19 protein-coding genes and 1 pseudogene are annotated in these 24546 nt (G+C 61.9%); 5 read left to right on the top strand and 15 right to left on the bottom strand.

Annotation, left to right across the window (positions count from 1 at the left end; translation table 11 throughout):
• Nucleotides 1-370: 370 nt before the first annotated feature.
• From istB to CH268_RS18245, 10 genes and pseudogenes are all read right to left on the bottom strand, one after another.
• Nucleotides 371-1141: an IS21-like element helper ATPase IstB gene (gene istB / locus CH268_RS18195; protein WP_094665458.1), complete on the bottom strand. Its 771-nt coding sequence runs from the start codon at nt 1139-1141 to the stop codon at nt 371-373.
• Nucleotides 1138-2670, bottom strand: coding sequence for an IS21 family transposase (gene istA / locus CH268_RS18200; RefSeq protein ID WP_094665460.1), 1533 nt, complete (start codon nt 2668-2670; stop codon nt 1138-1140). Before istA ends, istB begins: the two co-directional genes overlap by 4 nt.
• 540 nt (nt 2671-3210) lie before the next feature.
• A pseudogene (locus CH268_RS18210) lies at nt 3211-4406 on the bottom strand (IS110 family transposase).
• A gap of 441 nt (nt 4407-4847) precedes the next feature.
• Nucleotides 4848-5912 carry a BtrH N-terminal domain-containing protein gene (locus CH268_RS18215; protein WP_027498261.1) on the bottom strand — a complete coding sequence of 355 codons (1065 nt, stop codon included), beginning with the start codon at nt 5910-5912 and terminating at the stop codon, nt 4848-4850.
• Between the two features lie 46 nt (nt 5913-5958).
• A complete protein-coding gene (locus CH268_RS18220) occupies nt 5959-6795 on the bottom strand; it encodes an SDR family oxidoreductase (RefSeq protein ID WP_068046070.1) in 837 nt (278 codons plus the stop codon).
• Between the two features lie 389 nt (nt 6796-7184).
• Complete coding sequence (locus CH268_RS18225) at nt 7185-7925, bottom strand: transglutaminase-like domain-containing protein (RefSeq protein WP_054186661.1); 741 nt, start codon at nt 7923-7925, stop codon at nt 7185-7187.
• A gap of 69 nt (nt 7926-7994) precedes the next feature.
• The gene (locus CH268_RS18230; RefSeq protein WP_068046072.1) at nt 7995-9203 is read right to left on the bottom strand and encodes an NAD(P)/FAD-dependent oxidoreductase; all 1209 of its coding nucleotides are present in this window, start codon (nt 9201-9203) and stop codon (nt 7995-7997) included.
• Nucleotides 9200-10588, bottom strand: coding sequence for a cytochrome P450 (locus CH268_RS18235; protein WP_027498265.1), 1389 nt, complete (start codon nt 10586-10588; stop codon nt 9200-9202). Before CH268_RS18235 ends, CH268_RS18230 begins: the two co-directional genes overlap by 4 nt.
• Nucleotides 10589-10612: 24 nt before the next feature.
• Nucleotides 10613-10933, bottom strand: a complete 321-nt coding sequence (locus CH268_RS18240) for a 2Fe-2S iron-sulfur cluster-binding protein (RefSeq protein ID WP_068046075.1) — start codon at nt 10931-10933, stop codon at nt 10613-10615.
• A gap of 225 nt (nt 10934-11158) precedes the next feature.
• A complete protein-coding gene (locus CH268_RS18245; protein WP_068046078.1) occupies nt 11159-12910 on the bottom strand; it encodes an FAD-dependent oxidoreductase in 1752 nt (583 codons plus the stop codon).
• A 450-nt stretch (nt 12911-13360) separates the two neighbouring features.
• Between CH268_RS18245 and CH268_RS18250 the strand changes: the two genes are divergently transcribed.
• From CH268_RS18250 to CH268_RS18260, 3 genes are all read left to right on the top strand, one after another.
• Nucleotides 13361-14593 carry a PucR family transcriptional regulator gene (locus CH268_RS18250; RefSeq protein ID WP_255182456.1) on the top strand — a complete coding sequence of 411 codons (1233 nt, stop codon included), beginning with the start codon at nt 13361-13363 and terminating at the stop codon, nt 14591-14593.
• 1112 nt (nt 14594-15705) lie between these two features.
• A complete protein-coding gene (locus tag CH268_RS18255) occupies nt 15706-16368 on the top strand; it encodes a TetR family transcriptional regulator (RefSeq protein ID WP_045840684.1) in 663 nt (220 codons plus the stop codon).
• Between the two features lie 199 nt (nt 16369-16567).
• Nucleotides 16568-17596 (top strand): helix-turn-helix domain-containing protein, encoded by a 1029-nt coding sequence (locus CH268_RS18260; protein WP_068046087.1) that lies wholly within the window; start codon nt 16568-16570, stop codon nt 17594-17596.
• Between the two features lie 133 nt (nt 17597-17729).
• On the opposite strand, the gene CH268_RS18265 is transcribed toward CH268_RS18260, so the two are convergent.
• The 3 genes from CH268_RS18265 to CH268_RS28565 form a co-directional block, all read right to left on the bottom strand.
• Complete coding sequence (locus CH268_RS18265; RefSeq protein WP_068046090.1) at nt 17730-18374, bottom strand: hypothetical protein; 645 nt, start codon at nt 18372-18374, stop codon at nt 17730-17732.
• A 73-nt stretch (nt 18375-18447) separates the two neighbouring features.
• Nucleotides 18448-19356 carry a Mu transposase C-terminal domain-containing protein gene (locus tag CH268_RS28560; protein ID WP_441346983.1) on the bottom strand — a complete coding sequence of 303 codons (909 nt, stop codon included), beginning with the start codon at nt 19354-19356 and terminating at the stop codon, nt 18448-18450.
• Nucleotides 19357-19545: 189 nt separating this feature from the next.
• On the bottom strand, nt 19546-20130 hold the full coding sequence (locus CH268_RS28565) for a hypothetical protein (RefSeq protein WP_228139278.1): 585 nt from the start codon (nt 20128-20130) through the stop codon (nt 19546-19548).
• 173 nt (nt 20131-20303) lie between these two features.
• Between CH268_RS28565 and CH268_RS18275 the strand changes: the two genes are divergently transcribed.
• The gene (locus CH268_RS18275; protein ID WP_094665462.1) at nt 20304-22250 is read left to right on the top strand and encodes a CocE/NonD family hydrolase; all 1947 of its coding nucleotides are present in this window, start codon (nt 20304-20306) and stop codon (nt 22248-22250) included.
• Nucleotides 22251-22260: 10 nt separating this feature from the next.
• The gene (locus CH268_RS18280; protein WP_057475224.1) at nt 22261-23172 is read left to right on the top strand and encodes an alpha/beta fold hydrolase; all 912 of its coding nucleotides are present in this window, start codon (nt 22261-22263) and stop codon (nt 23170-23172) included.
• A gap of 70 nt (nt 23173-23242) precedes the next feature.
• Here CH268_RS18280 and rplA read toward each other — a convergent pair whose 3' ends face one another.
• Both rplA and rplK read right to left on the bottom strand, forming a co-directional pair.
• Entirely contained in the window at nt 23243-23962 is a 720-nt protein-coding gene (gene rplA / locus CH268_RS18285) for a 50S ribosomal protein L1 (protein WP_027498276.1), read from the bottom strand.
• An 89-nt stretch (nt 23963-24051) separates the two neighbouring features.
• Nucleotides 24052-24486, bottom strand: coding sequence for a 50S ribosomal protein L11 (gene rplK, locus CH268_RS18290; RefSeq protein WP_008713829.1), 435 nt, complete (start codon nt 24484-24486; stop codon nt 24052-24054).
• Nucleotides 24487-24546 lie beyond the last annotated feature (60 nt).

A 24546-nucleotide genomic window follows, 5' to 3' on the forward strand; every position in this document is an offset into this window, starting at 1 on the left:
GACACCTCAGCTCGAAAGCGCCTAACATACAACACAACTCGTTGATCATGAACCGGATGGTTCACCGATCCGAATTACACCACCCCATGGGGCACTATCATCTTCCACTCCGAACTTGCCGTATGTACCTCGCGGGCTTACCGGGCTTACCGGGCTCTCGTGAGCTCTCCGCGGATGCGGTCTTCGCGGGGTGTTGTGGGGCAACAGTATGGCCGAAAGTTTCTTCGCTGATTTCAAAAACTGTCAATGGACATCGGGAAGTGACCACAGGCGGTCACGAGAACTGCCCATGGGTGGCCAACAAGAACTGACCGGTGGCGGACACGAATCTGCCCATGTCGGGTTTGTCCGCCACCGGTCGAGCATCATGTCAGGTCAAGGGTTTGACCCCCTGACCGTGCAGGGCTTGGGCGAGGCGGACCGAATCGCCGCTGGTTTGGCATAGGTGCGCGTGGTGCAGCAGCCGATCGACCGTTGCAGTGGCGAGGGTCTTGGGCATCAGTTCGTCGAACCCGCTCGGGTGAAGGTTCGAGGAGATCGCGACGGACTTGCGTTCGTAGGCTGCTTCGACGATTCGGTACAGCCCTTCGGCGGCATCGGTCCCGACGGGCAACAGCCCGACATCGTCGATCACGACGAGTTCGGCGCGCACGATCTTCGCGATCGCTTTGCCGAGTGAGTCGTCGGATCGGTGCGCGCGTACGAGGACCCCGATCTGCTCGAGGGTGAACCACGCGACCGGCATCCCCGCTTGGATCACGTTCTGTCCCAACGCTTCGAGGAAGAATGTCTTGCCTGTCCCGGCCGGCCCGCAGACCACCAGATTCTCGCGGCGATGCACCCATTCGAGGGTCTGCAGGGCATGCTGGGTGGGAAGCGGGATCGATGATGCGTTCTCGTCCCAGACCTCGAAGGTCTTCCCGGTGGGGAATCCCGCTGCTTTGCGGCGGGCGGTCAGCATCGATCGTGCCCGGCCGGCGGATTCCTCTGAGAGAAGCGCTTTGACGACCTCGGCGGGGTCCCAGCGTTGTGCTCGTGCGGTGGCGAGGACTTCGGCGGCGATGGACCTGGCATGCGGCAGGCGGAGTTGCCGCAGCAGCGTTTCGAGGTCGGTGGGGAGTTCCGCTGTGACGGTGTTCATCGCTGACCTTCGTTCGTCTCGTCGGCGGTTTTGTGTTCGATAGCGTTGCTGCCCAACAAGTTCCATCCTGATGTGCCTTGCGTGAGGGAGGTGGATTCGGATGCGCCGCGGCGGGTGAGGTCCATTCCCTTCGATGCGAGGATCGAGTCGAGGTCGCCGGTGGCGAAGCGGCCGTGCACCGCTGCGTGCCCGAGTGCCCAATCGACATCGCCCCGAACTCCGAGTCGCGCGAGATCGACCGCGTGCGACATTTTCAGGTATATCCGTTCGGTGCCGACCGCGGCGGCTTCCTTGAGCCATGTCGCGGCACCTTCCCCGATCGCGAGGAATTGCTGTTCGGATACTGTTCGCGCGCGGACGCTGTAGTCGCCGGGGATCCTCGGGTGATGTCCGGGGAAGTGGGCGTCGTCGATGGCGGGGCTGCCGGGTGTGGTGCGGGCGTGCCGGGCCACTTCGATCGGGCCACCGTCATCGAGAGCGCAGATGACGACCTCATCTGTCCCGTCGTGCAGTCTGACCCACACGCTCTGACCCAATAGTGTTGCTGGTGTCGAGTATTGGCAGTGATCAAAGGTGACCATCGGTGTGTTGTCGGGGACTCGGCGAGCGACTCCGAGGACTGCGGTGTGCGGCATGTCGGGGATACCGTGCAACTCGGGTCGTTCCTCGGCGAGCATCTCGTTCGGGACGCGGCGGGTGGCCCGATGTACTCGGGCGTTGATCTCGGTCATGAACGCCGTGCACGCGATTTCGACGTCGGCGAAGGTGGCGTACTGCTCGAGCAGGTTCGTCTCGGTGGGCACGATGTCGGCTTTGGCGAGTTTGACAGCGTTCTCCACTCCGCCTTTCGATGCAGGGTCCGCCGGTTGGCAGGTCAGCACGGTGATTCCGTAGTACCGACCGAAGGTGACCGCGGTGCGATTGCGGATCGGGACGCCGGCGACGTGGCCGGCGGTAACGGTCTTTTCGTTGTCGGTGAGCAGGTAGGTCGGTGCGCCGCCGATGATGCGGAAGACCCGGTCCAGGCCAGCGAAGACGCTCGCTGCGGTGCGGTCGCGTAGTGGGACCACGATGCGGTAGCGGCACCAGGCCAGCCAGGCGACGAGGAGCACGATCTTGCGGCCGTCGACGACCGGGCCGTCTCCGAAGTCGTACTGCAGCCACAGTCCTGGTTCGGTGATCCATGGCCGGTGCACTCTCGTATTGCCCAGTCTCCATTGGGTTTTGATTTCGGCGAGGGCGCGTCGAGTGGTGCGGTCGGCACCGGTGTAGCCGAGTGCGAGAAGTTTCTCGTGGGCTTTGTCGCCGCGGATCTTGCCCTTGGATTTGGAGACCCACTCTTCGAGGTATTCGAGCCAGTCGTCGGTGATTTTGGTTCGGTGGGTGGCCGGTGGCAGGCCGGCGTCTCGGTCTTCGACGGCCTTTTTCACGGTGTTGTGGGAGCAGCCGCACAAGTCTGCGGCGGCCCGCAATGATCCGGTCAGGTCGTATGCATTGAGTATGTCCATCAGTTCTCCGTCAGACTTCACGTGGTCTCTCCTGCGGTGGATTCGATACGGACTAGGCATCGGTATCGAAACCGCAGGAGAGGCCTCCTCGGCGCTGACGCGCCGAGAGGATGGGTGTGGTCTGGGCAGATTCGTGGCCACAGGCGGTCACATTCGTGGCCGCGAGTGGTCAGTTCTTATCGGCCGTCAGTGGGCATATTCATGGCCGCCTGTGGTCAGTTTTTCATGGCCGCCGACAAAGAACGAATGCGTCTACCGAACGATCTACTCCACCAAAAGCAAAGCACGACAAGACATCGTCAGATACATCGACGGCTTCTACAGTTCACAACACCGCCATTCGGCGCTCGGGTACCGAACCCCGAACGCTGTCCACTACAGTTACGGGCAGTCCGCAAACGCGGCTTCAGAATAGTCATCTCCAGTGTCGGAAATCCTCGCGGCAGATCAACCCCACGCACGGCATCCGACCGTGATCGTCGGCGAACGCGGGTACAACCGCTGCCGTTGGTACCGTTGGGGTGAACCTCACGCCTCAATAACGTGTCCCTATGGTTTCTGTCAAGCTGCGTGAGCTGCGGGCGGTTGGTACAGGGTCTTGTTCTTGAGCATGGCGTACAGGACGTCGCATCGGCGTCGAGCGAGGCAGATGAGCGCGGCGTTGTGTTTCCTGCCTTCGGCTCGCTTGCGGTCGTAGTAGGCGCGACTGGTGGGGTCGTGCAGCGCGGCGAAGGCCGAAAGGAACAACGCGCGTTTGAGTTTGCGGTTTCCTGATCACGCTAAATGCTCACCTCGGATCGAGGTGCCGGATCGGTGGGTCACGGGTGCGATGCCGGCGTAGGCGGCCAGGTGTCCTGCTGATTTGAATGCCGATCCGTCACCGACTTCGAGAAGGATGCGTGCGGCAGTCCTGACTCCGACGCCTGGCATCGAGATCAGGAGCGAGGAAAGAGGGTGGGCACCGAGCATCCTCTCGACGTCCGAGCCAACTGTGTTGCGTTGCTGCAGTGTCTCTTTGAGCGAGTCCGCCAGTTTGGGTAGAACAGTCTCGGCAGCCGCAGACCCGGGCACTACTACCGTCTGAGCCTCGAGTGCGGCGTAGATCTCCGCAACCAGTCTTGCCCCCATCCTGAGCGCGTTTTTGGCGGCGAAGCGGTCAGTTTCCGCTTACCAGCAGCGCGGATGCCGCCGGGGCTACCGCAGCGGGACAGGATCTCGAGCACTGCCGGGTGTGTCACACGCGGTCCGAGGACTCGTTCGAGCGCGGGGTGAATGCCGGTCAGCAGTCCGCGGATTCGGTTGCTGACGCGGGTTGCTTCACCGGCGAGATCGTCATCGAAACCGATCAGCACACCGAGCTCGGCGAGTGTGTCATCACCGGTATCGACTCGTCGCAGCGTGTGGGGCATGGTCCGGGCCGTGTCGGCGATGTGAACGCAGGCCCGCGCATCAGTTTTGGCTTGCCCTGGATACAGATCTGCGATGCGGCGCATCGACAGACCCGGTAGGGACGCGAACTGGTGCTCGCAGGATCGGGAGACGGTGACCGGCAGGGCGTCGCCGATCGTATTAGGCTGATCGACGACGATCAACAGCGGCCCGCGCGTGGCGAGGCGGTCGAACACTGTGCGCAGGCGGGCCTCGTCATTGGGTAGGGCTTTGCCGTACAGACGGGTTCCGTCGACGGCGAGACCGACGGCGTGATGTTCGGATTTTCCCACGTCGATGCCGCAAAACACGGCGTAGCTCGTGGCCATGAAGCAGTCCTTCGTCCGGTCACCGATCCGACGTCAACACCCGGCGACAGCCCCCCACCCCCCCCCCCGGATCATCGATGACAGGGGCGAGAAGTCATACCGGGTCTGGCTACCGTAGCCCTCGGTTTCAAGTATCAGCTAGAAGATAACGGGCCTGGCCCGATAGCGCACACGACGCGGCCGTCGAGCCGAAAACGGTGACCGCGAACATCGAAGGCTTCCGTCGGCGGCTGAATTGTTGTCGGCGCGGGGCAGAGATCAGGGTCTGTTGCCGAGCAACGACACGGCATCGATGCAGCGTCCACCGAGAGGCGTTCGACTGTTCCGTCCGGCAACTCTTCGGTCGTTCGGTGCCTCCGCACGCCTGCGGCGATCCGGCACGAGAGGCTGCAGCACAGTGCGATGCACCGTCTACCGCGCGCCGTCGAACGACGATGGGCATCATCTCGTGATGGCGGACAGCGAGCGTGAAGCAGACTCCAGGGACTCCACCAGGATCAGCTCGAGTGCAGGCAGTTCGGCAGCCGACACGGCCACCGCAGCTGCGCGTGTTCGCACATCGAGACCGCGTTGTGTTCCGGCGCGGGCAGTTTCGGTCCAGGCCTGGGCGCAGTGATCGGCGGCCACCGCGAGGTCTGCGGTAGCGGGATCCCCGGTCAGACGTGCAATCTCGGTACAGCCGTCGGCGAGAAGCCGACGAAAGAGCCCGCCTCCGGTTCCGGCCTTTTCGATGAAGATACCGAGACTGAACAGCAACGTCTCGAGGTCATCGGGCGGAAGGTCGACCCAGCTCTTGACGTCGGTTGCCAGCTGGTCGACCGCGGCCAATCCTTCGGCACCGGCCGCTGGTACGTGGTCGGCTATTCCCGGTGTCGATGGGGCGCGCATGCTGGCGGCGGATCGGGCAAAGGCCGCGGCCGCGGCAGTAGACACGGGCGGCAGTGTCTGCGGCCATGTGATTCGGTACGTGCAGTGACGTGTCGGTTGCGGGAACGAGGTGGAAGATCGCGCCCGAGCGAGCGCGTCGAGCGGGATCTCCTGCACATCGGCCCGATCGTTGTCGACGACCGAGGCAGTCCCCCCGATCTCGTCGTAGCCGATCACCACGATGTCGTGACGACTCATCTGCAGTTTCACCCGTAGGTAGGGCAGCTCAGCGATATCGGCCCAGACCAGACTGGGTCGTCCCGCATCGATGTCGTCGCGAACCCATGACCATCCCTCAGCGGGATCGTCGGTCGTGAGAACCTCGACTTGTCCGCCGAGCCTGCGCGGTAAGTCGATCTCGAAGTCGGCACCGCGGCCGACCAGGTACATCGGTGGGACCAGGTCGTCCGATCGCAGGTAGGACAAACCCAGATCACCACCCAGTGCGAACACCAACCCCTCGTCGGGTGGTCCGTCCCATCCCAGACCATGCCACTGGAGAAGGTCTCGCATTGCACCTGACCCGCAGTGCCCTCCCATCCGGTGGGGATAGTTCTCGATCAGAGTCGTGTGGGTCACTGTGGCTGCCTTTCGGGTGGATGGTCGAGCGCGCGTGTCGGCACGCTCAGCTGTTCCGGATTCTGTCGAGATACGTTCGGCGAGCAGCCATGTCGACGTCCGCGAGGAACACCGAATCTGTGTTCAGGGCCGCACCCAGTCCGGTCGCCAGACGCCGGGGGACGAATTTCACCGCCGCGACCATTGCGCCGGCGAGACGGGTGACGCGGACGAAGGGGCGTGGATTCTCGATCAGATCTGCTGTCGCGCGGGCGATCTCCTCCGGCTCGGCGTTGCGTAATCCCTTTGCGCCGGCGGTTCCGGCGACGAGTTCGGTGTTGGTGAACGTCGGGCGGACTGTGGACAGTCGAACCCCTGACTTGCGGTACTCCAGTCGTGCGGCCTCTGTGAATCCGATGACTGCGAACTTGGTAGCGCAGTAGGTCGCCAAACCAGGTACCGCGAGCTCGCCGGCCAATGACGCAGTGTTGATGATGTGTCCGGTGCGGCGCGGCAGCATGCGCTGAAGAGCCAGTTTGGTCCCGAAGATGACCCCCAGGACATTGATCTCGACTTGCCGCCGGGTTACTGCATCGTCCTCTTCGTGGGCGTGGCCGGTAGGCATGATGCCCGCGTTGTTGATCAGGATGTCGAGGGGTCCGAGTTCACGTTCGACCAGGTCCAGAAACGTTGTGAACGAGTCAGGTTCGGTGACGTCGAGTCGGGTGACGACCTTCACCCCGAGTTCGGCGGCGGCCTCCTTCGCACGTGCCTCGTCGATGTCGCCGATGGCGACCCGGTGGCCTCGTCGAATCAACTCCTTCGCTGTCTGATAGCCGATGCCGCGAGCTCCACCTGTGATCGCCACGGTCCTGGCGGGGGTGTGAGGTGCGTTGTTCATCATGCTGCGCTCCTTGCATAGATAAGAGACATCGGTAGACGCCGTTCGGGCCGCTCTCGCGGTAGCGGCTGCGCACACAGGAGAGGGATATGGGTATCGCGCGGCGTCTCGTGCCCGGGGAGGCGTTCGGATCGGTCGTTCATCGGCCGCAACCCCAGCGGCAGAACGGGTCTCGTCTGTTCGGTGCAACTTCCGGTGCCCGGCCTCAACACGGCCGCGCCGACGAGACAGTCATGTGGCACAGCTCTGCCAGCAGGTGTCGGCTCACCCGATTCGAAGGTGTCCGAGGCGGTCCGAGTGTTCACGATCGCGATTGTTCGCGGAGAGAGCTCCGACCGATCGGCAGTCGGCCGCGATACGGGGTTCGGCGCGTATGTTCTCACCGCTTGTGTTCATCGAGACTCCCGCGGCGAGTTTCGATCCCCGGGAGTTTCGCCCGGCCGGGTGCGGCCGGTGAAAACATCATCGAGTGGGTGAGCGCCCGTGAAGATCGTGGGGCCGTAGGCGTGCCGAAGCACCGTCAAGATCGCGTTCAAGGGTAGGTCATCGAAGACTCCTCGCTCGCGGACATACTCCATGTGCTGAGCTCCGTCTGCGGTGAAGGCATGCATGAGAGCATCGCGATCGCCGTCGAATTCCACTGGCGGCACGCCGAAACGAGCGCACAACTCGACATTGAATGCCGGCGTGGCCTTCAACCACCGGCCCTCGATGTAGAGGCGACTGTAGCCGTGGTAGACGAACAGATCGGTGCCGCCCATCAGCGCGCGCAACGTCTCGGTCTGCAGGTGATTTCGGACGTCGGCGAAACCGAGCAGTGCCGGGATACCCGCCGCCCGGCACACTGCGGTCAACAGCACCGCCTTCGGGACGCAGTAAGCGCGCCCGGTCTCGAGGACGAAGCTCGCTCGATAGTGGGCAGGATCGTCCGACACGGTGTACGGGTCGTACCAGATCCGGTCGCGGACGGCGGCGAAGAGGCGTCTGGCCTTGTCACGGTCGCTGCTCGCATCCCCGATTGCCGCGGCGGTGAACGCCCGCACGGATTCGTGCTCGATGTCGAGGAAGTCCGTTGCTCCCAGATACGCGTGCGGTGGCTGCGTCGTATGTGCCCCGGGCGGGCGGTCTGTCATGGTCATCGCCGATGTTCCCTTCTCTGAGCAAACCGGTTGCTGTTGTGTGCACAACGACCGAAGGATCGGTCAGTTGCGCGCGAGTCCGCCGAGCATCAGGTCTTCGCGTTGGACGGAGAGTCGCTGGGCGATCACCCGTTTGCTGTACATGAACTCGCGCGGGCGACCTATGCAGTCGGCGGCAATGAGCTCACCGGCCTGGAGATAGAAGCAACTGAAATCACTGTCACGGGTGGGATCACCACTGAGAACCACTTCGTCGTATCCAGTGTTGAGGCCGGCGATCTGCAGCTTGAAGTGATACTGATCTGACCAGAACCACGGCAACGCTTCGATTTTTCTGGACTTCCCGCAGGCGGTCGAGGCAGCGACTTTGGCCTGCTCTCCTGCGCTCGAGACGGACTCCAACCGTAGTCGACGGCCGTAACGGGCCATGTCGTGGCTCGCGCAGTCCCCCGCCGCCATGATGTCGGGGTCGTTGGTCCGAGTGTGATCGTCGATCACGATGCCGTTGTCGATGACAAGACCCGCGTCGGCGGCGAGGTCGGTGTTCGGCTCGACGCCGACACCGACGATGACCAGATCTGCGAGGATCGATTCCCCGCTGGCCAAACTGACTTCACGAACCTCACGGTCACCGGACAGGCCTTCGACCATCGCGTTCGTTCTGATGTCGACTCCCTGCTCGCGATGTATCCGCTCGAAGAACGTCGAAACCTCGGGAGCAGTGACCCGCTCGAGCACACGCCCAGTTGCCTCGAGAACTGTGACCTGCACGCCCAGTGCGCGCAGCGATGCCGCTGTCTCGAGTCCGATGTAGCCGCCTCCGACGATCACCACCCGCCGGCCAGGGCCGGTGGCCATACGGATCCTCTCGACGTCCGCTGCGGTACGTAGGTAGTAGACCCCGTGGAGATCGGCCCCGGGAACGGTGAGCCGACGAGGGCGGGCTCCCGTGCACAGCGCGAGCTTGTCGTAAGCCAGCTTCTCCCCGGTGTCGAGAACGACGTTGCCTTCCGACCGAACGATGGCCTCCACCTGCGCGTTCAGGAGCTGAATACCTTGCTTGGAGTAGAAGTCCGTGCTGCGAATGGCGATATCGTCGAGTACGCATTTGCCCGCCAGGTATGCCTTCGACAGCGGGGGGCGTTGATAGGGAGTGGCAGACTCGTTACCGATGAGGACGATCTCGCCTGTCCAACCTTCTTGGCGCAAACTAGCTGCCAGTTGTGCCCCAGCATGGCTTGCGCCGACGATGATCGCCCGTTGCGATGTCATGCGCTGGAAGTAGGCGTCAGGCGCACCATCATCTTGCTGATGCCCCGCACGAAATTCGACTGAACATACTCGGGGTCGCCGACGACCTCGATGTTCTCGAAGCGGGGAAGCAACTCCTCCCACAGAATCCGCAGCTGCATTTCGGCCAGCCGATTGCCCATACACCGGTGTACACCGAATCCGAACGCGATGTGATTGCGCGCATTGGCACGATCGATGATGAAATCATCAGGATTCTCGAAAACGCGTTCGTCGCGGTTACCCGAGGCATACCACATCACCAATTTGTCACCCTTGCGGATGAATTGTCCGTTCAGAACGGTGTCGGCTTTGGCAATTCGGCGCATGTACGCCAAGGGTGTTTGCCATCGGATGATTTCCGAGTTCATGTTGGGGATCAAATCGGGATTGGCCTTCAATTTCTCGAACTGGTCGGGGAATTGGTTCAACGCAAGAACGCCACCGCTCATCGAGTTACGCGTCGTGTCGTTCCCACCGACGATCAGCAGGACGAGGTTGCCCAGAAATTCCATCGGACGATCGATCAGATCCTTGGTGTCCTCGTTGCTCTGCAACATGGTGATCAGATCGAAACCGGACTCTTCCCCTGCAGACCTCCTGGCTGCTTTGTCATGCCAGAGAGCGCTGAGGCCACGGGCCATGTCACGCATGCCCTCGAACACCTCGTCGTTGTCCGAGGGCCCACCGTTGGCTTGCTCCATCGAGGTTGCCAAATCGGACCAGTAGACGAGTTTGCGGCGTTGTTCGTAGGGGAAATCCAGAAGAGTTGCGAGCATCCGAGCTGTCAACTCGATCGAGACATTCTGCACCCAGTCGAACGGCTCGTTCAAGGGGAGGTCGTCCAATACCTCCCGTACCCGCGATCGGATCAGTCCCTCCATCTCCCGGAGGTTCTTCGGTGCGACAACCCCCTGGACGGCAGCGCGCTGCTTGTCGTGGCGTGGCGGGTCCATCGCGATGAACATCTCGATATCGAGAAACCGGGGCGGGACGCCGATGACGATGAACGGTTCGGCCGAGAACACAGCGTGGTTCTTGTCGACGGCCACGATATCGGCATGGCGCGTGACCGACCAGAACGGGCCGAACGGACTGTTGGGTTGGTAATGAACCGGTGCCTCGTTCCGCACGCGCTCGAAGTACGACTGCCACCGCCCTTGTCTGTAGAGAAAGGGGTTACTGAGGTCGATGTCGGCGAGCTCGACATCCTCGACCGGTGGGATGGGACTTTCGACGAAGATCTTCTTGCCATTCGTGCCAGTCACCCACCGTCGGGTCTTGTCGTACAGATGAGCGCCCTGGATCTGCAGCCCTATAGGGATGGTCGACTGGACCTTGTCGGTGATCGACTCAGAAACTTTCATGCTGTCGTGCCTGCCTTTCACACATCACAATTGGAATTCAGGTGTTCGAACGATCAGGCCATCCCACGCTTTTGAGGCCACCATCTGGCACGACAACCGAGACGTGGGTTCACGCTCGGGGTTCATAGCCAGCATCTCCTCCTCGTTGGCACCGGACAGACCCACCTCTCCTGACCACTGCGGGTCGACGATCACATGGCAGGTGCCACAGGCCGTTTCGCCCCCACAGTCTCCATCGATCCCCGGCACAGCATTGTCGGTTGCAATCTGCATCAACGATCGACCTTCGACCAAGCCCGCCTCGTGCTTCCCACCATCGTGGGCGACGAAAGTTACAACTGCCATGTCAACTCCTCAATTTTCTTCGCGATTGATAACAGTGTCGCCGCAAACGTGAATGGCGGCCATGTTCCGTAGAGTCAAAAACTTGTGAATTCGGGTCAGACGGTTCGCCCCAGAGATCCGACCTGAGTCCACTCCAGATGTGGAGTGCGACAACTCTGCGCTCCGCACGAAGGCATCGAGCGGCTGGGCTCCTGTTTCGAAATGCGCGCTCACCAAGTACTTCTTTCACCGCGAAGCCGTCTCACCGGCGACCAGATGGCCATTTCGGATCTCGACGATAGGCAATCTCAGCCCACCCGGAGCGTCCACCGGAACAACGGGCGAGTTGGGGGCGATGGGATCGAGCCGCTGATACGGAAGCCCCTGTGCCGGACGAAGATCGAGCTCGCCCTTGTTCGGCCACAATGCGGCGGACCGCTCGGCCTGCGCGCTGATGGTCAGCGACGGATTGACCCCGAGGTTCGCCGACACAGCCGCCCCGTCCACCACGCTCAGCGTCGGGTATCCGTGGACGCGGTGGTACGGATCGATGACGCCGTGCGCCGAATCCGAGGCAATGGCGCACCCCCCGAGGAAGTGCGCGGTGAGCGGGATGTTGAACAGCTCTCCCCAGGTGCCTCCAGCGACGCCGCCGATCTTCTTGGCGATGCGCCGGGTGGCGTCGTTGCCCTCGGGGATCCACGTCGGATTCGGCTCGCCGTGGCCCTGCCTGCTGGAAATCTTGCGGCCGAACGGCCCACGCTTGGTGAATGTGGTGATCGAGTTGTCGAGGTTCTGCATCACCAGCGCGATGATGGTGCGCTCGCTCCAGTGCCGGACATTGACGACGCGAACGAACTGAACCGGGTGTGCGATCAACGCGAACACGAACTTGAGCCAACGCGGGATCTTTCCGCCGCCGTCGGTCATCAGGGTCTGCAGCATTCCCATCGCGTTCGAGCCCTTGCCGTAGCGGCACGGTTCGATGTGCGTGTTGGGGCTGGGGTGGAACGAGGACGTGATGGCCACTCCGCGCGTGAGGTCCATGTTCGGATCGACCGCAAGCTTGGCCGCTCCGACGATCGACTCGGAGTTGGTGCGAGTCAGTTCGCCGAGTGTGTCCGACAGCTTGGGCAGCGCGCCCGTGTCTTTCATCTTGTGCAGCAAATTCTGGGTGCCCCAGGTGCCCGCGGCCAACACGACATTGGCTGCGCTGTACGTCTTCTTGCCCTTGCGGAGCCGAGCGCCGGTGCGCTCGGTGTCGACGTCCCAGGTGCCGTCGGATCGCGGAACGAGACCGGTCACGGTCGTCATCGGCACGATCTCGGCTCCCGCGCGCTCGGCCAGGCCGAGGTAGTTCTTCAGCAGGGTGTTCTTGGCTCCGTGGCGGCAACCGGTCATGCACTCACCGCATTCGATGCATCCGGTGCGCTCGGGACCTGCACCGCCGAAGTACGGGTCCGGGACGGTCTTGCCGGGCTCGTCTCCGAAGAACACTCCCACCGGCGTCTGAATGAAGGTGTCGGCGACGCCCATGTCCTCGGCCACCGACTTCATGACCTCGTCGGCCGGGGTCATGTGTGGGTTGCGCACCACGCCCAGCATGCGGGTGGCCTGGTCGTAGAACGGAGAGAGCTCACTGCTCCAGTCGGTGATGTGCGCCCACTGCTTGTCCTCGAAGAACGGTGCCTGCGGCTTGTAGAGAGTATTGGCGTAATTCAGGGATCCACCGCCCACTCCGGCACCGGCGAGGATGAGGCAATCGCGCAGCAGGTGCACACGCTGGATTCCGTACAGACCCAGCTTCGGTGCCCACAGGAAACGCTTGAGATCCCAGCTGTTCTTCGCGAAGTCCTTGTCCTCGAAGCGTTGCCCGGCCTCGAGGATCCCGACGCGGTACCCCTTCTCCACCAGCCGCAGCGCGGTGACACTTCCGCCGAAGCCCGAACCGACGATCAAGACGTCGTAATCGATTGAACTGCTCGGTGGCGTCGCCATGGCGTCTCCTTCTGGTTCTTCAAACCGGATAACTGCTCCTCGCCCCAGGGGCCGGGACCCAGCGCGAGAGTGCGCCCCCTCGACGGTGAGACCAAAGCCGACCGCCTGCCTACCCGGGCACACTACTATACAGACGATGACTTTTTGTCCAATTAATTGACAGATGCAGCCTGCGTGTACAGATACTAGTGGTGCAGCTCATTAACCACAAGCCGCTGACGCTTCCGTCACCGGCGAGCCGAACCGAAAGGAGCCGGTGCGTCAGAAGCCAGCAAGGAGGGCTCTGACGAGAAGCCGAGGTGCACAGGCGGCGGGGCAAGCCCCGAGATCGACAAGGTAGATCCGCAGCGATCGTCACCGAAATGGCGCGCCGCTCCAGAATTGAACTACCAGGATAGGTATGACACTAAAATGATATCGACTCATTTGATGGAAACACTTGTGGACGAGATGGAGGACAGAAAGGCAGAGTTGACGGAGAATATCTCTTCATTCATAAGTGCATCAATCCATGAAATGAACGGCAATGCAGACGCAACCGGACTTCTACACACCAGCGTGAAAGCCAACATCAATGCGGCTATCGACTTCCTGGCCGACAGGACTGAGCACGACAACTTGCGAGCTCCGCATGCCGCCCTGTGCCATGCTCGCGTTCTCGCACACACGCATGTCCCGCTGACGGCGCTCGCGCGCGCTTATCACCTGGGCCAATCGAGATTTCTTGAGCATGTCCTGTTCTCGCTCTCGCGTGCTACGCACACGTTGGCCGCGAATCAACTTGCGCATCTGGTCAGCAGGTCTGCCGTCTTCATAGACCGCGTGTGTCAGGACGCATGTTCAGAATACGAAGCGGAGAAATCGAAGATACGTGAAGAAAATAGTTCTGTAAACACGGAACTCGAACGCGCAATGTCGACATCATGCACAGATTCTTTGGGCGCATACAAAATCGATTCATATTACAATCTCACAGGAAACCATATTGCCATTGAGTTTTGGACGAATGACCGGGAACCATTCCCGAGAAAGTCCTGGCACCAGCTCGTAGATACCGTTGGCGTCAGACTCGGTACGATCGGTCGACCGCAAGTCAACAGTAAAGGCGATGCCCGATCCCTGGTTTGGTTTCCGATAATTCACGCCGGAAGGATTTGCCTTGAAAGCGTTACAGACGTTCTTCAGAAGTACGGCCGAATTCGAGCAGCAATTGGAACCGTGCAGAGTGGTGAAAATGGTTTTCGGAAGACAGCCAGGCAGGCAGAGCGCGCGGCCCGCGTAGTTTCGGACGGCAAGGTCGACATCAGTCCGGTGGTAACTTTCGAGGAAGTTGCAGCCATCACTCTTCTGCTCGAAGATCCGGAAATCCTAAGGGATCTAGCGGAAGACTCACTCGGAGGCTTGCTTCTGGACAGTGCGCGGAACCGCAGGCTCCGCGAGACCTTACGAGTCTACCTAGCAAACAACTGTAGCGTTACCGCGACCGCTCACGATATGACGATCCATCGAAACACGGTCAAATACCGCATCCGACAAGCAGCGAAAGAGTGCGGTTGCAAGCTGGACGATGCCGGCATCCTCATGAACCTCAGGATTGCGCTGGATGCCGCGTGGTGGACACCCAGCACAGTACTCAAGTTACCCATACCGCTCGGCTCAGCAGACGCACGGTTGACGGTTTGAGCAGGGTGGCTGCGACCCGGCTCAAACCTTCCAGGTTTCCAGCGTCACGTTCGTCAGACTCCATTGCCATGCTGATTCACGATTGTTGCTATCAGAATATCGAATGCCGCATTCGGTGAAAGCGACTTGATTCGGTCATTCATATCCATTTCTTTGCCCTCGATTCCTTCACCTGTCGCAATGTTCGCCGCATTTGATTCGACAGATCCTTCGGACGTCTCCAAGATTCGACCGGCCCACACTCCGACTGGCGAAGGATCAGTAGCAAGATACTGCTCGCAGTCGGTCAGTATATGACATTTCATGCAAGAGTCTGCTGCAGTTTTATGACGCGCAGCTCGCTGAGCAACCGTCTCGTAGGGTGGATCGGATTCGTAGTCCCACAGTTCGGGCTCCCCCTGGCAGGGTGTGACCAGCACCCGACCACGAACTGCGAGACGGTCCAATGCTCGATTCAAGGTTGATTCCTTTAAGTACGGGAGCGAACTCGATACGACCTAGTTGTACGATAGCTATTCCTCATGTGTCAAAGAGGGAAGGATGATTTGTGCATAAAGAACAAGGACTCCTTGCGACTTTGGCCAACTTGGACATATCACAGAACGGTGCCGATCCAGTACGATCGACACCACGACGACGGCCCCTTCAGGCCTCCATGGCTGCAGTGGAAATCGAGGTATCGTGCTGGATTTTGCATTCTTCACATTGACACCGCTCCTACTGTTCATGTTGGCACCCTCGTGGAATCCGTTGACCTACCACGGTGCGCGAGTCGGATCGAACGCCGAAATATTCGCGACGTGAAAATCAGCCAGATGTAGGTCGAGCTACGCAGACGAGGGGTGTGCGTAGCCGACCTCTGCAATGGAGAGCTTTTCTGACGCCACACGCCGGCAGTTGTGCCGAATTGCATGCTCTGCGTTCGCTGCACGCCGCTCGGGAAACCTACCGAAAGAACAGATGAGTTCTTCGTAGGTGTTCGGCTCACCGCTGCGCCTGGTTCGTTCGCCCGCAGATAACGCCAATGGTCGCATCGCTGGCAGCATCGACGCGCTGGCGACAGCGACATCATCTCCCACCACCAATGTCCGAACGCGCCTAGACTTCTATTCATGAGTTCCGTCCACACTGCGCGCCCTGATGGTGGCTACCGGACAGCGGCAAGCACTCTCCTTCGTGCGACCGCGTTAGACGCATTGAGCGCTCTCCTGCTGCGGCAGAGCTGGAAGTCCGTGACCATGTCCGAGGTCGCGAAGGAAGCCGGTTTGTCTCGACAGACCATCTATAACGAGTTCGGGTCCCGGCGCGGTGTGGCGGAGAGCTACGCGATACGACTGACCGATCAGCTGGTCAGTGTGGTGGACGATGGCCTCTACACTTGCGTTGGTGATATCAGATTGGCGCTCGGCCGAGGCTTGGCTGCGTTTTTCGCCGTCTCCGAACGTGACCCATTGGTCAGATCGCTACGAGAAGAAGACGCATCCGCAGACCTCCTGCGGCTCATTACTGTTCACAGCACCCAGCTTGTCGAGCGAGCCGCAGATCACCTCTCTGCCACATTTCAGCGATGCTGGGTGCAAGCCCCGAAACGCCAAGCCGATATCCTGAGCACGTCCATCGTTCAGATGGCCTTGGCGTATGTCTCACGGCCCCCGACTGACGCAGCCCAGACCGCCACCGATATCGCAGACCTACTCGCTCCGTACATCGAGGGGTTCCAAGATTTTCAAGCCAATCCAGAGTTGAGCAAGACGACTCGATTCGGTCGACCGTAGCGACAGCGGTGTAGCGCCGCTAGCGTCGGTGTCACGCAATATTCCCATTCTCAAGACAAACGAACTTCCGGACAAGAATCCGTCCAGCTTGCCACCACCTCAGTTCCTGGCGTGATCGACGAAAGTGTCGTCGCAAACGTGGGTGACGGCTATGTTCGGTGGAGTCATAAACTTGTGAATTCGGGTCAAAGGAATCACCGTGAAGCTGAGCGACGAGGGCGTGCCACCGCTTGCGTTCGTGCAACTGCTCGAACGCCGCGCACTCGACCCTGACGCCGCCGCGCGCCTTCGTGCAATCATGCACCGCGAAGGAACCAGTGAAGCGACGCTCATTCAGCATGACGTCCAGGCACCGATACGGTGGTTTCGGGAGGTCTATCCCGAACTCGATATCGCCCACGCCACTCGACTCGGACTTGCGTTTGCCGAGCAGGCCCAGTTGACATCGTTCGGGCCCCTGAGTTCACCTTTGATCAGCGCTGGTTCGGTCGCCGAGATCGTCGATCTCCTGACATACCTGCCATTGATCTCCACGGCGTTGAAATCGCAGTTCCACACTGGCGACTACGGTCTGATCGTCGGGCTCACTGCGCACACAGGCGATTCCGCACTGGACTGCTTGGTCATCACCTACGGCGGGTCGGCGTTATTACGACTGCTGGACATGCTCGCCGGTGACATATCGCCGGTGACACTCCATCTGAGCTGGCCGGAGCCGACCGAGGTGAGCCACGACAAAGGTCCGGGGGCGAATCGCCGGTTCTTCGACGCTCCGATTTCCTTCGTCCACGTACCCGAGGACACACTAAACAAGGCTTGTCGGTTCTCGGACCCTCTCGCATATCGACTCGCTATCACTGATCTGCAGCGGACACTCGCCCAGCGGAGTGGGTCCATGTCATCCGCCGAGAAGGTGAGGCAACTGTTGGAAAAGGACCTCGGACAGCGAACCAACCATGATGTTGCACAAGCATTGTCGATGTCGAGCAGCACGTTGAAACGGCGGCTTGCCGAAGAAGGAACCACCTACAGCAAGGTCCGCCACACGCTGCTGTACGAACGCGCGATGCTACGGCTCCTCGATCGCTCGGTTTCGGTCAGCGAGATCGCTTCCGAACTCGGATACAGCGACCTCGCCAACTTCTCTCATGCCTTCAAACGCTGGACCGGGCGCTCTCCGAAAGATTTCCGAAACCCACGACTCTCGGACGACCCGGATTCGACGTAGACCACAGACGGGGTCAGATCGATGCCTCGTTCGTTCGCGGCCTGGTCGATCTTCATCTCGGAGATGTCGGAGACGTCACCGCCTCCCTGCCGTGAGAAGAAGAGTGTGTGCAAACCCGAGTACCAACCACTTGTCACTCGACGGTGTCGGCCGGCACGCGTGCGGTCTCCGATTCGAGAAAGTCGACGAGAGCTTCCAACAGGCTGTCCGCGCGGGTTTCGACATCGGCGAGGACGGAGTCCACTTCGTCGAGAAGACCGTGGGCGTGTCTACGCGCAAGCGTTCCGCGTTCGTAGTAGCCGGGGTCGAGTAGGACCCGCGGTACTGGATCCGGTGCCGCGATCTGCTCCGGATGTTGTGACCGCGCAGTGGGCTGCAGGTGGGTGGGTGCCCGTCCGTCCAGGTGCATTCGCACGATGCCCGCTACCGCACGGGCGGTCAGCGGGGTCGCAGCCAACGGGGTGTGGCCCCACCGGTCGATAGGAGTCGACAGCGGCTGTCGATCGGCCGGATCGAAATACCGGTCGTATCCGCCGAGCCCGGTACCGTCCACGGCATCGAGAGCGTCGGCGAGCATTCGGGTGCTCGCATACCGGGTCTGATGGCCGAGCACCTCACACCAGCGCTGGAACACCGTGCGCGGAGAAATGCCCGTCCCCGCCAGCGCGAGGGAGGTGAGGGTACGAACGCCGCGGCCTGTCTCGACGCGAAAGGCGTCGAGACCCGCATCGGCGGTGACATCGCATGCCCGCAGGGCCGCGATCTGCGTGTACGGCATCCGCAGGTGCCCCAAATCCTCAATGGACGACTCGGCGGGTTCTTCGCCACTTCCTGTCTATGCGGTCATCGCCTCACCATTCCTCGATGTCGCTGAAGACCGGCGTGGCGGTGCCGCCGTCCGCTCGAGGCTCCACCGGCGGGTGGATCGCCGGGATCGGTGCACACGCGGCGGCACCGGTGAGATGCATGCGGCGGGCACGGTTGCGCCGGGCTTTGCGGGTGGCTTTCTGCGAGCGGTCGGTGACCTCGCGCATCTGCTCGATCATCGAAAACAGAGCGCTCTCATCGACGTTCGACCGACCTTGTTCGCGGAGACGGGCGATAGCAGCTCGGTGCTCCCACAGTGTCACCGCGGGATGTGACATCGTCCGGTACGGCACCTCGACATAGCCGGCACCGTCTGGTTCGAGGACCCAGATTCTGCTCAAATCGCGTGGGTCACGTCGTATCACGAACCGCCCCAAATCCTCTCGCCGCGCAACCCACGGTTTGAGCGCGTTCGAGAAGTAGTGCACGTGATCGAGAACGAAGCCCGTCCGCGTCAGACGTCGCCGGATGACGGGAAGAAAGTCCACCAAGAACGCGGTTTCGCCGAGCACCACACGAGGGGCATGACCAACTGCGGCGACCCCACCGGCCCACACGGCGGCCGGAGTGTTCCCGATCCCTGCGTGAACGCTCGCGTGATACGAGGCTATAGCCAGGACCAGCCAACGCTCCAACTCACGCAATGTCAACGCCGCGTGCTTGTCCGAGTCGTAACTTCCTCGGTCCGCTGGGTTCGAGAAGGTGGTCCCAGGCAGCTCGTGCACCGCCGTCATCGCCGTTCCGATGATGCGTTCGACGATCCCGCCGTAGTGCGGTCGGCCCGGAGGACGGTACTCGAGGGTGATGGCGTGCTGGGCGCATCCGCGGCGCAGCGCTTCGCTTTTGAACTCGGAGGCGTTGTCGAGATACAACTGCTTCGGCTTCCCCGCCATCGGCCACTGCACCTGCTCCGCCAGCTCGCATGCCTCCAGCCACGTCTGCTTCCCGCAGCACACGCGGCCCAGGCACAACCCGACCGATATCGACGACGGCGGCTCCAGAGTGACGACGAACCCGAGTACGGAACGGCTGAAGACATCAACGGCGATCGTCAGGTAGGGGCGGCCGATCGGTTACCGCTCTTACTCGTCAACGACCATCAGATCGACGACGGTGTGGTCGATCTGGACCTGATCGAGAATCCCCGAAACCGTCGGTGGAACGTCGCCGGCGGACTGACGTGGGCGGGCGGCATCGGGTCCTCCGCCTGACCTGGCCACCGATGCCGGAGGGAGCGCGGCGATACGCGCAGTGACGGTATTTCTGGCCGGCACCGGCAAACCCGCGCGATGACACGCCAGTGCTATACGTCGGTGCAGCGCAGCGACACTCAGCTTCTGGCGGTGAAGAAAATAGCGGGTGAGATGATCGCCGATCACTTCCTCGACCTCAGCCGCTACTCGGCTGCGGCCACGCCCTCCCGACGAGACCTTCGTCAGAAGATCGGTGACTGTCCCCGTCCCGTTCCTGAGCCTGCCGACCAACGTGTAGACCTGCCGCCTGGACAATCCCAACCGTTGCGCGGCATCGTCGACCGCTTCCGAACGCACCGAATGCATCTCCAGCAAGGGAGCCAGGACAGCGAAACGGGCCTCGGCCTGGGACCACCGCTCCCCCGACGCTGTCAGCACACCGGTCTCCACGACGTCGAGCTTGTCGGGGTCCACCACAAGCCTCCCTGTCACCGAGAGCCGAACGTGCGACCGTGCACCGCACTTCTGACATCAGAATGTCAGAAGACACGTGCACTCACCCTCGAAACGCCTGCAAAGAGTGCAGCCGTCTTCTGAAGTTGACACCTCGGGACAAACAGGGTCGTTCGACGGTCTAGTCGACGTTCATGACTGCCGTGCAGCCCCACCCCCTACTGCAACCCGTACGCGACCCCAGCGGCGGCGACGCGGCAGCGGCGTGGGCGGCGATCGTGCGCGAGGAACCGCGGTATCCGCGAGTGTCGGTATCGGCGAACGTTCGTATCCCGATGAGCGACGGCACAGCGCTGCGCGCGTACGTCGTCCGCCCCGCCGACGCATCGGGTAAGGCGGTGACGGGGAGTTTTCCCACCGTCCTGAATCTGACGCCGTACAACAAGCTGCTGATCAAGAGCATCGACACGATCCTCGAGACCCCTGTTCTCGGTCGTGCGATCAGAGCCTTCTCGTCCGCGTTCGACCTCACCGGAACCCGTTTCGACGGCATCACCGAGATCACCCGAGTGGTTGCAGGCGGGGCGGCGGACCTGCTGTCGGTCAACCGGCACCTCGTCCGCAGCGGGTACGTTCAGATGATCGTCGATGTCCGCGGCACCGGCAGTTCCTCGGGCACCTGGGACGTGCTGGGCACCCGCGAACAACTCGATTCCCTCGAGGTGATCGACTGGGCCCGACGCCAGTACTGGTGCAACGGCAGGGTGGGAATGGCCGGCATCTCGTACTCGGCGATCAATGCGCTGCAGGCCGCAGCCAAGCAACCCGCCGGGCTCGACGCGATCTTCGCCGTCGAGGGCTCGGTGGACATCGTCCGCGAGATCTTCGCAACCGGAGGGGCCACCTCGGCGTTCATCCCGCTGTGGCTCACCGCCGTCAACGCATTGAAGTGGGCACCGGCCATCGGCGGCATCGACACGTTCACCTGGCTCCGCGATCGCACCCTGTCCCCCGCCACCAACCTGTTCGATCTGGCCAAAGGCTTTGTCACAGGACGAGATTCACGAATCTACGACGACGAGTACTACGACACCATCGACGCCGCCATCGAGGACATCGCGGTGCCGACATTCTTGTACGGCTGCTGGCACGACATCTTCGGCGGCTCCGCCCCCGACATCTACAACCGGCTGTCCCTCGAACGCGGATCGAAGCAGTTGCTCGTCGGTGACGGGTACCACGGCAACCCCGGAATCGGGTTCGGCGAACCGGGCTTTCCACCGCGTCTCGATATGCTCGAGCGAGCCTGGTTCGACAAGTGGCTACGCGACATCGACAACGGAATCGAGAACTACGGCCCCGTCACGTTGCGTCAACAGGGCGGCAATTGGACTGCGCACGGCCGCTTTCCGGCTCCGCGGGCGCAACCACGCAGGCTGTACCTGTCGGCGACGCCCTCAGGAACGGCAGCCCACGCCGTAGCCGACGGCAGCCTCACGACCGAACCGGCCACGTCCCGCGACATCCTGACGGTGCGGCCCTCGTTGCGGGCCGTCGTCTCGCGTGACACCACCCAGGTACTCGCCGGCGTGACGGCAGTGTTGGGGGGCGGATTCACCTACGACAACCGGTTCGCCGAAGGTGCCGCAGTCACCTTCACCACCGGTCCGGCCGAGTCGGACGCCGTTCTGTCCGGTCCGATGAATCTGCATCTTCGAGTGGTCTGCCACGCACGGGAAGCGTTGTGGGCCATCATGATCTGCGACGTCGCTCCCGACGGGACCTCGACGGTGCTCAGCAACGGCGCTCTTCTGGCCTCGCGTCGAGCCGTGGACGACGAACGTTCCTTGTTCGCGCCGAACGGCGACTACACCCGGCCCTACCACCCGCTCACCGAAGCGGCGCTGCTTCCGGTACCCATCGGCGAACCCATCGTTCTCGATATCGACATTCTCACCACCGAGGCCGTCATCGCCACTGGCCACCGACTCCGGGTCGACGTATTCGCCACCGACACACCACGGTTCATCCCGATCTTGCCGGACCTACTGCGCACTCGACTACGCAAACAGGACATCAGCATCGACCCGGAAAGCCCGAGCTACCTGGTGGTGCCCATACTCGGTGAGCCGGGCTGGTAGGAACGACATCATGAGAATCGAACAAGGCATCGCGCCGGCGAACTCCGTCGAGATCGCGTACGAGGACATGGGTTCGGTCGATGACCCTGCGGTCCTGCTGATCATGGGCCTGTCCGCGCAATTGACGTTGTGGCCCATGGATTTCTGTACCCGCCTCGTCGATGCGGGATACCGAGTGATCCGCATCGACAACCGCGACATCGGACTGTCCACGAAGATGACCGGGCAAAAGGTGCGGGGATCCCAGATCCTCCGAATGATCCGACACGAGCTCGGGATGTCTTCCGACGTGCCCTACACGATCGTCGACATGGCCGCCGACGCCGTAGGAGTACTCGATCACCTCGGCATCGATACCGTGCACGTCGTCGGTGCATCGATGGGAGGCATGATCACTCAGGTCTTCGCCGGTAGTTACCCCGAACGAACCGAATCGGTGGGCATTCTCTTCTCGAGCACCAACGAGCCGTTCCTGCCTCCGCCGGACCCACGCGCCCTGCTGCCCCTGCTCGGTGGCGTCGGGAAGGACGCCACGAAAGAGGAAATCATCGCGCATTCGGCAAAGACGTTGTCCACCATCGGCTCTCCCGGCTTCCGCACTCCGCTCGAGGAACAACTGGAGATCGCGCAGGTGATGTACGAGCGGAACTACAACCCCTCGGGCGTCGTGCGGCAGATGGCTGCGATCACCGGCACCGGCAGCCTGCGGCCGTACGCGAAGAAGATCACCGCGCCGACGACCGTCATTCACGGGACCGCCGACAGACTGGTCCGACCGTCGTGCGGCAAGGCCATCGCCCGCGCCGTTCCCGGTGCCGAGCTGACGCTGATAGACGGCATGGCCCACGACCTACCCGCCGCGTTGCTCGACCGCATCAGCGGCATCGTCCTGGCCAACTTCGCTCGCGCGAACGCGGCCTAGATCCTCGGCAAGACCCTACGACGAAGGCCGGCCTCCCTGGGGAGACCGGCCTTCGTTCGCAGATACGAAATTACGCGTTCGCGTCGTCCTCGAGGAGGTTGCGCGTGCGGTTCGGATCGACCTGGACGCCGGGTCCGGTGGTGGTCGAGACGGTGACCTTCTTGACGTAACGACCCTTGGCCGACGACGGCTTCGCACGCAGGATCTCGTCCAGCGCTGCGCCGTAGTTCTCCACCAGCTTGGTCTCGTCGAACGAGGCCTTACCGATGACGAAGTGCAGGTTGGCCTGCTTGTCGACGCGGAAGTTGATCTTGCCGCCCTTGATGTCGTTGACGGCCTTGGTCACATCGTTGGTGACCGTGCCCGTCTTCGGGTTCGGCATCAGGCCACGCGGTCCGAGGACACGGGCAATGCGGCCGACCTTGGCCATCTGATCGGGGGTGGCGATCGCGGCGTCGAAGTCCAGGAAACCGCCCTGGATGCGCTCGATCAGATCTTCTGCTCCGACGACGTCGGCTCCTGCTGCCTCGGCCTCTGCAGCCTTCTCACCAGCGGCGAAAACAATAACCCGAGCGGTCTTGCCGGTGCCGTGGGGAAGGTTGACGGTGCCGCGCACCATCTGATCCGCCTTGCGGGGATCGACGCCGAGTCGCACTGCAACCTCGACGGTGGGGTCGAACTTGCTCGACGCGGTCTCCTTGGCCAACTTGGCGGCTTCGAGAGGAGAGTAGAGATTGTCCTGGTCGATCTTTGCGGCCTGCTCGAGGTAGGCCTTGCTGCGCTTTGCCATGTCTTGCTGTCCTTCGTTCGAGTTCAGTGTGGTTGACGAGCCTGGCCGGCTCTCCCACGTGTACTTCGGTTACTGCAGAGAGCTGGTAATCAGCCTTCGACCGTGATGCCCATCGAGCGAGCAGTGCCGGCGATGATCTTCGCGGCCTGATCGATGTCGTTGGCGTTGAGGTCTTCCTGCTTGGTCTTGGCGATCTCGCGCACCTGATCCATGGTCACCTTGGCGACCTTGGTCTTGTGCGGCTCGCCGGAGCCCTTTGCCACGCCTGCAGCCTTGAGCAGCAGCTTGGCAGCGGGAGGAGTCTTGAGCTTGAAGTCGAACGTGCGGTCTTCGTAGACCGAGATCTCGACCGGTACGACGTTGCCGCGCTGCGACTCGGTCGCGGCGTTGTACGCCTTGCAGAACTCCATGATGTTGACGCCGTGCTGGCCCAATGCGGGGCCGACGGGCGGTGCCGGGTTGGCGGCACCGGCCTGGATCTGAAGCTTGATGATCCCGGCTAGCTTCTTCTTCTTCGGGGGCATTTCTTTTTCCTTGTATTCGCTCGGGTTTCTTGCGGTTGCTACTGCAAGTCTGTGCGCGCG

Origin of the sequence: Rhodococcus sp. 06-1460-1B (genome assembly GCF_002258475.1) — a bacterium.
Classification (GTDB): domain Bacteria; phylum Actinomycetota; class Actinomycetes; order Mycobacteriales; family Mycobacteriaceae; genus Rhodococcoides; species Rhodococcoides fascians.

Bases quoted from the DNA above. Each gene is read 5' to 3' on its own strand.
- istB (WP_094665458.1), bottom strand. From the start codon at position 1,141: ATGAACACCGTCACAGCGGAACTCCCCACCGACCTCGAAACGCTGCTG.
- CH268_RS18220 (WP_068046070.1), bottom strand. From the start codon at position 6,795: ATGATGAACAACGCACCTCACACCCCCGCCAGGACCGTGGCGATCACA.
- CH268_RS18225 (WP_054186661.1), bottom strand. From the start codon at position 7,925: ATGACAGACCGCCCGCCCGGGGCACATACGACGCAGCCACCGCACGCG.
- CH268_RS18230 (WP_068046072.1), bottom strand. From the start codon at position 9,203: ATGACATCGCAACGGGCGATCATCGTCGGCGCAAGCCATGCTGGGGCA.
- CH268_RS18235 (WP_027498265.1), bottom strand. From the start codon at position 10,588: ATGAAAGTTTCTGAGTCGATCACCGACAAGGTCCAGTCGACCATCCCT.
- CH268_RS18240 (WP_068046075.1), bottom strand. From the start codon at position 10,933: ATGGCAGTTGTAACTTTCGTCGCCCACGATGGTGGGAAGCACGAGGCG.
- CH268_RS18245 (WP_068046078.1), bottom strand. From the start codon at position 12,910: ATGGCGACGCCACCGAGCAGTTCAATCGATTACGACGTCTTGATCGTC.
- CH268_RS18250 (WP_255182456.1), top strand. From the start codon at position 13,361: ATGGAGGACAGAAAGGCAGAGTTGACGGAGAATATCTCTTCATTCATA.
- CH268_RS18255 (WP_045840684.1), top strand. From the start codon at position 15,706: ATGAGTTCCGTCCACACTGCGCGCCCTGATGGTGGCTACCGGACAGCG.
- CH268_RS18265 (WP_068046090.1), bottom strand. From the start codon at position 18,374: ATGCCGTACACGCAGATCGCGGCCCTGCGGGCATGCGATGTCACCGCC.
- CH268_RS28560 (WP_441346983.1), bottom strand. From the start codon at position 19,356: ATGGCGGGGAAGCCGAAGCAGTTGTATCTCGACAACGCCTCCGAGTTC.
- CH268_RS18275 (WP_094665462.1), top strand. From the start codon at position 20,304: ATGACTGCCGTGCAGCCCCACCCCCTACTGCAACCCGTACGCGACCCC.
- CH268_RS18280 (WP_057475224.1), top strand. From the start codon at position 22,261: ATGAGAATCGAACAAGGCATCGCGCCGGCGAACTCCGTCGAGATCGCG.
- rplA (WP_027498276.1), bottom strand. From the start codon at position 23,962: ATGGCAAAGCGCAGCAAGGCCTACCTCGAGCAGGCCGCAAAGATCGAC.
- rplK (WP_008713829.1), bottom strand. From the start codon at position 24,486: ATGCCCCCGAAGAAGAAGAAGCTAGCCGGGATCATCAAGCTTCAGATC.